The sequence below is a fragment of the Haloarcula marismortui ATCC 43049 genome (assembly GCF_000011085.1).
Lineage (GTDB): Archaea > Halobacteriota > Halobacteria > Halobacteriales > Haloarculaceae > Haloarcula > Haloarcula marismortui.
The window spans coordinates 123,766-132,678 of sequence record NC_006393.1 but is presented as its reverse complement, the minus strand read 5'-3'; the positions used below and the strand labels follow the sequence as shown (position 1 = coordinate 132,678).

Below are 8,913 nucleotides of genomic sequence, written 5' to 3'. Positions count from 1 at the left end.
AGTCCTCACAAGGAAGCGGTAGGATAAATCTGATGTGTCTACGACCTGCTCCGTCCTACCAGATAACGCTACGGTCGAACAGGTCTTCAAAACGCTGGACACCGAGACGACGGCGCTGTTCGAACACTTGGATCTATCGTTTCTTGTGGACTATCCCGTGTTCGCCCCGATCCGAGGGGGCGAACACGGGTTCACAAGCCACCAGAACTCCTGAAAGGCGTCCTTCACTGCTTCTATCACGACATCTACGGTCCGCGTCCGACTGCGCGAGAACTCCACAACGAGGATGTCTGGCGGCAGTATGGCTTCGAGAGTCCGCCGTCCCGGCGGACACTCTCACGGTTCATCACTGACTTCGAACTTGTCGCAGAGGACGTGTTCATCGGCTTAGACATCAGTAAGTGGGTTGTAGGGGTTGCAGTCTGCACAGGGGGTTTTGCGCTGCCTGACGACGACCGGCGAGAGGGCGGGGCCGGACTTGCCACAGTCCTCACACTCCATGGCTGGCCCTCCCGTCTATCCGCTGTCGTTCAGTACCGGTCACGTCCGTGTAAGCCACGGCAACGGGACACTCACGCGCCATCTGTTCCCTCCGACGATTCACTGTAAGCTTGCTCTAGGCCCGCCAGCGTTTCTTCGATATCGAGGACGATCCGTGCATCTGCGCGGCTGAATGCATTCAGGTCCACAGCAGCCACGGCAGCCCGAGCCTCCGCAAGCTGGTCGGCTGGGGTCGTCACGCTGCTCCTCCTGTGCGTAGCGTCTCGTCTTGTTCAGCCCCAGCACCCTGGGTAACCGCCCTGCGCTCGATGACAACATCCCGGGCATAGTCACCGCGGCGGTGCTGGTCGTAGTAGTTCTCGATGGTGGGGAACTCAGCCGTCGACTCGGTGTAGTGTTCCAGCTCACCGAACATGTAGCGGAGTCGCCACAGGTCGGTTTCTGTCGACGCTGTCTCGGTCGTAGTGCCCGGTGGTGGGTCGGCGCGGGCCATTAGGCACCCCCTCCTTCGAAGGGGCCAGGACGGCTACTGGCGCGTTCAACAAGCGCACACTCTGTGTGGGGAACGGTGAACGACAGTAACTCGTTAGTCCGGCCGATGGCCTGCGCCAGTTGCTGGCGTGTAGCCGTGTCGGGTTCGGACGCCCGCAACCGCTGGAGCGTGTCCGTCGCCAAGTCGGCCAGCAAGATGCCCGTGACGTGCTCATCGTTTGCGCGACAGACGAACAACAGCGGTTCACTGTCGGTGGTCGTGATGGCGACGATCTCGCCAGCAGTTGGGCGAGTAGTCATTGGCCGACCTCCGGCTGAGATGGGTGCCCGATGTGTTGCTGGCAGCGTCGTCCCGACCCGCGGTGTGATAATTGTCTGCCAAGACGACTTTTACAGATTGTGACCAATCGAGCGGATAGGTTCCGAAGTCCAGCTTGCTGGTCAGTACGCCCTCTCGATGGGCTTGCCCGGACTGGGTTCGGAACCAGTCGGTACAGGCGACGACGGCGAATGGTGGCCGACGCGCTCGCCACACTGAACGCGCCCCCCGGCCGGCCACCATTCCGCCGCCGACCGAATACTGTCGTTGCTGTTGGATTTCTTGCTGTGTCTGTGCGACTGTTGGCACATAGAGTGTCCAGCGTGTGTGTTTGGAGCTGGACAATCTGGAATGTATCCGATGACATAGCGTAAGTGTTTTGTCTGGTGAATGTCTTTCTATACAATGGGTTCTGGTCCCCGCTCCGGATCCCCCTGATAGCCAGTTGCGCTACCGCGGACTTCGGGTCCAGGACCCGTCGTCGTGGATGACGATTTCGAATGGTGCACACGCCACTTCCCCCCACACACCCACTTCCTTCCGGCTGCCCACCATTCTCGTTCCGTGGCTGTCCTTGATAGCGAGACGACAGTCTACGGGACGGCGACATCGCTGATCGCTGCCACCAGGCTCGAATGTAATGAGTTCTATCACGTTGCTGGCGTACGATTGTGCGACTATCGGAAGCGTTTTGACTGGGACTCGTCGCATGTCCTGATGGGCTCTGGTCTCCGCTCAGCATCCTCATAGGACTCAATCGGTCACCCAAGTAGTCCGGGTCCAGAGCCTGTCGCCGATTTCGGCGATCTTGGATGGGTTGCGACACGCCATTTGCCCATGGCTGTCGCCCATTCTGTTATCGGATCACCTGCCAGCGGCTTCGAACACGCCCGCCAGCGGCATCTGCGATTCCATAAAAACGATCAACTATAGCACTGCCATCCGTCTTTAGTTAGTCGAGGAACCGCGTGACAGCAGCGGCTTATCGAGGATTGTTTGGGGAAGGAATGAGGAAGCCGAGTCTGTGCACGACAACGGCTCCTCGTCTCGGATTATGCGTCGGCTCACTACACTGTTTCCTTCTGAGTTCCTCGAAGAGCACGCCGAGGAACTCGGCGTGGTCGAGCGTGACCGTAACCCCCAGATACCTGTCCTCGTATGGGCGCTCGTGTTCGGCTTCGCCGCCGGCGAGAGCCGAACACTCGCTGGGTTCAGACGCAGCTACAACTCTACAGCCGACGAGACGATCTCTCCCGGTGGATTCTATCAGCGGTTGACGCCGATGCTGGCGAAGTACCTCCGCGACCTCGTCGAGCACGGCCTCGACGAGGTCGCTGTTCCCGATACTGTTGACGCTGATATCGGCCGATTCTGCTGTGTTGACTTGATGGAAACACTGCTATCCCAAGAGAGCGTGAACTAAGACATGGGGCGCAAGAGACCGACCGCTATTCCGTGCCATCGAGCACGTCGTGTTGACTGGTCCGTGTGCGAAGGAAGCCGAGTCATGGGCGTTACAGCCCGGATGCCGCGCCCCGCGGCATCCGGGAAAGCCCGAATAGGTGAATCTCTGCTTCACGCACTGGCGTCCCGGGTGAACAGACAATGTACCTCGGAATTGATGTCCACAAACAGTACGCACAGGTGGCAGTAATGGATGAGGCTGGTGAGATCGTCGAAGAGGTTCGCGTCGAGAACGCGAACCTCGACGACCTCGCCCAGCGATACGCTGGTGCTGAAGCCGCAATCGAAGCGACCAGCAATTACTACCACATCCACGATACGCTGTCGGAACATTTGGATGTGACTGTCGCTCACCCGAAGGAGCTGAATCAGATCGCTGACACCGACAAGAAAACTGATCGCGTCGACGCTAAAGAACTAGCGCGGATGGTACGGCTGAACTCTGTCCCTGAAAGCTATGTTCCAACCGACGAAGTCAGGGAAGCCCGCGCACTCGTGCGGGGGCGACAGACGTTAGTCGAAAACCGTACCAAATACGCCAACAAGATCCACGGGCTCCTTTCCGACCACGGTATCATTGAGGACGTGAAGCCGTTAACCATAGAGGGACGAGAGTTCCTGCGGGAACTCTCGATCCCGTCACCATGGGACTCGTTACTAGAGTCGTACATCGAGTTGATTGAGACGCTCACCGAGGAAATTCAGAACCTCGAAGAACGATCGAAGAGCGCGCTGGGTCTCTGAAGGAGACCCAGCTGCTGATGACGATTCCCGGCGTGAGTTACTATACGGCGTTGTCGATTTACGCCGAGTTAGGCGAGATCAGTCGGTTTGACGGTGACAAATCGGTCGTCAGTTATGTCGGATTGAACCCGGTGATCCGCGAGTCAGGCGACTCGCGGATCGAGGGGAGTATTTCGAAACGTGGATCCGGTCGTGTCCGGTGGTTGCTCGTCCAGGCTGCAAATACAGCAGTTCACACCTGTAACGATGAGTATCTAAGCCGTTTCTATGAGCGGCTAGCAAGCCGGAAGAATTCACAGAAGGCGATCGTAGCCTGCGCTCGGAAAATGCTGGTGTCGATTTACCACATGCTAGACCGAGGCGGGGTGTACGATCCACCTGATGTGAGTGCGTAGACGAGGGAACTGAGGGCCGCCGGGCGGGCGGCCCTCAGTGGTCGGTCGGGGCCAGCGTTAGCGACAGCTATCGCCGTATCGCGACCGCACCGCCTGAAGATATCCGCCGCCTGCCGGCTGGGAGAACGGCAGACCACAGTACGGCGAAACTATTTTTTCGAAAACGGTGGTTTGTGTAGACAGCAGCGTTTCCATAGGTGAATAGCGCCCTCTGAGCGAGGATAATGATCCCCTCAATCTGTGGCGAGTGGTGTCAGCTCCTCACGGCCCCGCTCAGCGAGCGACCGGGCACGAAGAAACCACTATTCAACAGAGCAGCCGATTCAGGGACGTTATGACCGCTGATGGAACGGTGTTGCGGTTGCATGAGTTCCTCTCTGATGAGTTCTAAGCCCGTCACGAGGAGCAGGCTGGAGCACGGCTCCACCTGCTCCACAACGCCACTGACCAGACAATTGAACGGATCGACGTAACTGACGAGAAAACGCATGACAGCACACTGTTCAAGACAGGATCGTGGCTGCAAGGACGGCTAGTTCTGTTCGATCGCGCGTACTTCAAGTACCGCCGCTTCGCGCTGATCGACGAGAACGACGGCTACTTCGTGAGCCGGCTGAAACAGAACGCGAATCCGGTGATAACGAGGGAATTGCGGGAATGGCGCGGGCGCGCCATTCCCTTAGAGGGGGAGCAGATCCACGATGTGGTCGGTGACCTCCCGCGGAAGTACATCGACGTAGAGGTCAAAGCAGAGTTCAAGCGCGGGCAGTACGAGGGAACGCGGTCGCTGGATGCGAAGCGGTTCCGCGTCGTCGGCGTCCGCGACGAGGACGCCGACGACTACCATCTCTACATCACGAATCTGCCGCGAGAGGAGTTTCTCCCTGCTGGTCTAGCAACGTTGTGTCGGTGTCTGTGGGAGGTAGAAACACTGTTCCGTGAGCTGAAGACGCAGTACGAACTGGGCGAATTCGACACAAGCAACACGGCTGTCGTGGAGATTCTGCTGTACGCAGCGTTGCTGTCACTGCTGGTGAGCCGTGAACTGTTGGATCTGGTCACCGAGCAGGCCGACGATGAGATCGTGTTTCCGCCGGAACACTGGGCGGCGACCTTCTGGTCGCACGCCCAGTTCATCCTCCACGAACTCGGTGAGTACCTCGGCTACTCGCCACCGCCGCTGTTGGAGCGGCTGATCGAAGATGCACAGAAGATCCACCAGCAACGACCGATCTTACAAGAGACGCTCGCTACCGCGGCGCAACCGAGGTGTGTGGCCTAACTAAAGACCAATGACAGCACTGCTATCAGAGGATAGGTTCTGCCCCGCGCTCCATGTTTCCCCGATAGCCGGTTGACGAAGCGAATGTGTTGGGTGCAGGACCTGTCGCCGGGAACGGCAATATTGGGTGGTGCGAGGCACGCCGGGGTCTTCCGGCTGCCCACCATTCTGCGGTGCACAGTTTGAGAACCCTGTCGCCGTCAGGCGATGCTGGTCGGTGTGATTGTCTCGAGAACAATATTGTAGCAAACCGACAGACACCGCGGGGATATCGCAGCCGTTTTTATCACCACCCGTGTCAGCGGCAGGTGGGCTCTGGCCTCTGTCAACTCGCGTTGGATGTGTCCATCCCTCAGGTTGTGGCAGGGTCGGAGCTCGTTGCCGATCTCGGATGGTGGCTTCCACCCCACTTCTCACACCCCCAAGATGCCCACCATTCTGTTGCTGTAGACAGGAAAGTCGTCGCACCCGCTGGTGGCTATCTGCGTGACGGTCACGGTCCAGCGCCGCGTTGGAACCTGACTGTCCGAAGAGTCGGGGGGCCAGAAGTGTGTCGCTGTGTCGCAGGGCTGAAATAGAATTATTACTGGGTAGTTCATACGAGAGAAACGAGTTCTGATTGCCGCCACAGGCTGGGCCACATCGCGGCGTCACTCTGGCCGAGCCGTGTGCGGGGCAAAGAACCCGCTTGTGCCTCCGACATTCGGGTGGCACAGCAGGTGCCCAGTGCCACCTGGCCTCCGTTTCCCGGCAGTCGGGTAAAAACTGCGTGGTATTTTTCTTGGCTTGTATGCCCGGAACGAACGTCATTGTCGCCCCTCCCCAGCAACGGATCGGGGGTAGATCACACGGCCGTGTCTCCGATATTACCACCATCCTATCGGTTGGTTCAGTTCTAGAGCCCGCTTTTTGCGACGCTGCTGGATGTGTTCTGCTCCAAAAGTAAGCATTAAATTATATTTATCATTGCCACTTACGCAAGAAGTGCCAGCACAAAGTTGTCCACTTTGTCCTGGATACTTGTCAGAGGCACGAGAGCTGGTCCGTCGTCGCGGGCGGCGGACTACCTTCCAACTCGGACTTTGAGGGAGTCCCTGCGAGTAACTGTTTTGTGTGAGATGTGCGTATATTTCAGTAGGATACCAGTCGGTCATCACCTGCCCAGTGATTGTGTGCCTCTGACAGCATCGGCCGACTGGGTCCCCGTCTTTGCCCGCTGAGCGACGGCGCTGCGTGAGTTGTTGGGCATTACTGCGCACCTCCAGTGACGGGTCGAGGCAGTTCACACAGGCCGGCGAGTGTTTCGGCCTGGCGGTAGAGCGTGTCTTGGCCGGCGTCGGTTAGCGTATAGGCGTTGGTGCGAGCGTCGAGTTCGTCGCGGTTGACGAGGCCCTTATCGGTGAACTGGTCAAGATTCTGGTAGAGCCGGCTGTGGTTGATGGGGTCGGCGTAGCGCTCGTTGAGGTAGCCCTTGAGCGCGAGGACATACGGATCATCGTCGACGGCGGCGATAGCTTCTAGGAGATTGCGCTGGAAGCCCGTCAGGTCGTGGTAGGTCGTCATCGGTCGCCTCCCAACTCGTCGGCGTCGGCCCGCCGCAGCGTCGCTGGTTCGGGCTGGTAACAGTCACCTTGCACCAAGAGATCCAGCAGGGCCGTCAGCGCCCGATCGGCTCCGTACTCCCGGGCGAGCGTGTCCAGTACGTCCCCAGCGGGTGCACCGTGGCCTCTTGATCAGTTCCTATTAGAAGGTAGCATCCAACGGGAGAAGCTATGTCGACTTATCGACTTGTGCCCAGATGAGATACTCCAGATTAAAGTAGCGGATCGTATTTTGACCTCCTCACCCGCCTGAAGTCGGGGTGAATCCCGACCGCACCGCAAGCGTTGGGATATTAGGGTTCGCGCGTCACTCGGCGGGTGCTCGCGGTTGGAATCCGCGAGTCCGGCTGAATTGAATGACGCAAGGCTGGGCCAAACAGCCGTTACCGCTACCCCCCAGTGGAGGGGTCACGGGTAGCGTTTTCTGTCTGATGTTATCGGCTCCATTCACGTCGCCGTGTGCGACAATGCCACAGCAGTCACACTTCCACAGTCCACGTTCAACACGGCTGTCTTCATCTTCGTGTCCACAGACACTACACGACGATGACGTGCCACGTTCGTCGGGCATTTCCACCTCGATGCCACGTTCACGAGCTTTGTAGTCGATGAGGTTCATCAATCGCTTATACGCCCAGTTGTCGAGGCGTTTGTTGCCGTGTCTGCCCCAGTCGTCTTCATCGACACCACTTGGGTCGCCCACAAGAATAGTGCCAACGTCGTGGTCAACACACCGCTCAACAATGTCCTTCGACAGGGCGTGAAGGAAGTGGTCTTTACGCCGCGACAGCTTTTCACGCGCCCACTGTGCTTTCTGACTGGGGCCGTGCGGGCCTTCTGTCTGGTACTCTTCTTGCTGGAAGTAGTGCTTGTCTTCGCGCAACGTGTCGCCCGGATACAGCAGGGCGTCGTCAGGGAACGCGACAGCGGCGGGATTGCAGATGCCAAGGTCAACGCCTGCCGTCTTCTCATCGGGTGACTCTGCGGTAATTTCCGTCTCACAGACGACGTGCAACTCCCATCGACGCTTCGCACTGTTGTAGACAGCACGAACCTGCTGGATGTTCTCCAAGTTAACTGCTGGTGGTGTCTGGTACTCGCAAAGGATGAAATCACGTCCGTCTTTGTGGTTTTTCCCTTTGCTCAGGCGGATTCTGTCGTGTTTTGTGTCGTGGCGAATGCCTTTTTTCTTCCACGTTACCGTTGAGCGGGGATGTTCTTCGTGGACTCTGTTGCCGTCGCTGTCGTAGTAGTTGGTTTTGCGGTAGCCCGGTGGGTTGTCCCGGTCGTCGTCGGAACCAAACCACGAACTGAACGCTTCGGAAAGCTCTTCAAGAACTTTCTGGCTGGACTGGCTGTGCAGTCCCTTGTATTTTGGATGGGTTTTCAGCTCGCGTTTGAGTTCCTTTTCGTCGGGTATTTCGCGGGTTTCGTCCCACTGTTGTCGGGCGTAGTAGAGTGCAACGTTCCAGAGTTTGCTGGCCGACCAGCCGTGTCTGTCCAGCACACCAGCCACTTGTGAATGGTTGGTGATGCGACAGACATAGGTGCGGGGCACTGTCCAGTTGAGCGAGTTTGCGAAGCGGGGTGGTCTTAGTGAGTGTTGGCAATGAAACTCGCTGACTTGTCCAGAGCGTTAGACGAGGACAGTCAAGTTGTTTAACAGAACGAGCCCACCCCGACACAGGTCTGGCGATTTGGGATGGGTCTCCATTCGGCGTAGACTGTCCTCATGGCGCGGTTTTGACTTGGGTTAATACGTTGTCTGAAGCCCAAAGCGACCACCGACTGCGGATCCGCCGCGGGGTCCGTTCGGAGCGGCGTTCTTACATGGGCTCACTCAGAAACACGATATCGCCGAGTCAGTGTTTCTCGTCAATGCTGGTAGCCATCTGACTGTGCTCTCACATCAGGATTTGAACGGTCCGCTTGATTACAGTTTCCGGAACCACATATAAACTGGTTCTTTACTGTGACCATGCGAATCGACCGCTTCTACCCTTTCTGGCGGGGTAGTCAATTAAGTGCGAAGCAGTGGCTATGATGACTCAATTGAGAGTACCAGAGGCAAACTCTAGACCGCTTTGCGACACAATCAAAAAATGGAGCGTTAAA

Annotated in this window: 5 protein-coding genes and 6 pseudogenes; 5 read left to right on the top strand and 6 right to left on the bottom strand. The window is 57.8% G+C overall.

Going from position 1 to position 8,913, the window contains the following annotated elements; all coding sequences use genetic code 11:
- Positions 1–97: 97 nt before the first annotated feature.
- Positions 98–381 (top strand): annotated as a pseudogene (locus tag RR_RS22755) (IS5/IS1182 family transposase); the annotation flags it as partial.
- Between the two features lie 191 nt (positions 382–572).
- On the opposite strand, the gene RR_RS22220 reads toward RR_RS22755, so the two are convergent.
- Genes RR_RS22220 through RR_RS01430 form a run of 3 tightly spaced genes read right to left on the bottom strand, consistent with a single transcriptional unit; the run spans position 573 to position 1,293 of the window.
- Entirely contained in the window at positions 573–740 is a 168-nt protein-coding gene (locus RR_RS22220; protein ID WP_160164348.1) for a hypothetical protein, read from the bottom strand.
- Positions 737–994, bottom strand: a complete 258-nt coding sequence (locus RR_RS01435; RefSeq protein WP_011222390.1) for a hypothetical protein — start codon at positions 992–994, stop codon at positions 737–739. Before RR_RS01435 ends, RR_RS22220 begins: the two co-directional genes overlap by 4 nt.
- Positions 994–1,293 carry a hypothetical protein gene (locus RR_RS01430; protein WP_004966944.1) on the bottom strand — a complete coding sequence of 100 codons (300 nt, stop codon included), beginning with the start codon at positions 1,291–1,293 and terminating at the stop codon, positions 994–996. The genes RR_RS01435 and RR_RS01430 overlap by 1 nt, the downstream gene beginning before the upstream one ends.
- Before the next feature lie 1,073 nt (positions 1,294–2,366).
- Here RR_RS01430 and RR_RS01425 point away from each other — a divergent pair.
- The 3 pseudogenes from RR_RS01425 to RR_RS21360 all read left to right on the top strand — a co-directional run.
- Positions 2,367–2,684: pseudogene (locus RR_RS01425) on the top strand (IS4 family transposase); the annotation flags it as partial.
- 233 nt (positions 2,685–2,917) lie between these two features.
- Positions 2,918–3,915: pseudogene (locus RR_RS21845) on the top strand (IS110 family transposase).
- 319 nt (positions 3,916–4,234) lie between these two features.
- Positions 4,235–5,197, top strand: a pseudogene (locus RR_RS21360) (IS4 family transposase); the annotation flags it as partial.
- 1,248 nt (positions 5,198–6,445) lie between these two features.
- Here the strand turns inward: RR_RS21360 and RR_RS01405 are convergent.
- From RR_RS01405 to RR_RS01400, 3 genes and pseudogenes are all read right to left on the bottom strand, one after another.
- Positions 6,446–6,760 (bottom strand): helix-turn-helix transcriptional regulator, encoded by a 315-nt coding sequence (locus RR_RS01405; protein ID WP_007188626.1) that lies wholly within the window; start codon positions 6,758–6,760, stop codon positions 6,446–6,448.
- Positions 6,757–6,921, bottom strand: a pseudogene (locus RR_RS23050) (transcriptional regulator); the annotation flags it as partial. The pseudogene RR_RS23050 and the gene RR_RS01405, both read right to left, overlap by 4 nt.
- A gap of 184 nt (positions 6,922–7,105) precedes the next feature.
- On the bottom strand, positions 7,106–8,314 hold the full coding sequence (locus RR_RS01400) for an RNA-guided endonuclease InsQ/TnpB family protein (protein ID WP_079890965.1): 1,209 nt from the start codon (positions 8,312–8,314) through the stop codon (positions 7,106–7,108).
- A 93-nt stretch (positions 8,315–8,407) separates the two neighbouring features.
- On the opposite strand from RR_RS01400, the pseudogene RR_RS21345 reads away from it, so the two are divergent.
- Positions 8,408–8,839: pseudogene (locus RR_RS21345) on the top strand (IS6 family transposase); the annotation flags it as partial.
- Positions 8,840–8,913: the final 74 nt, after the last annotated feature.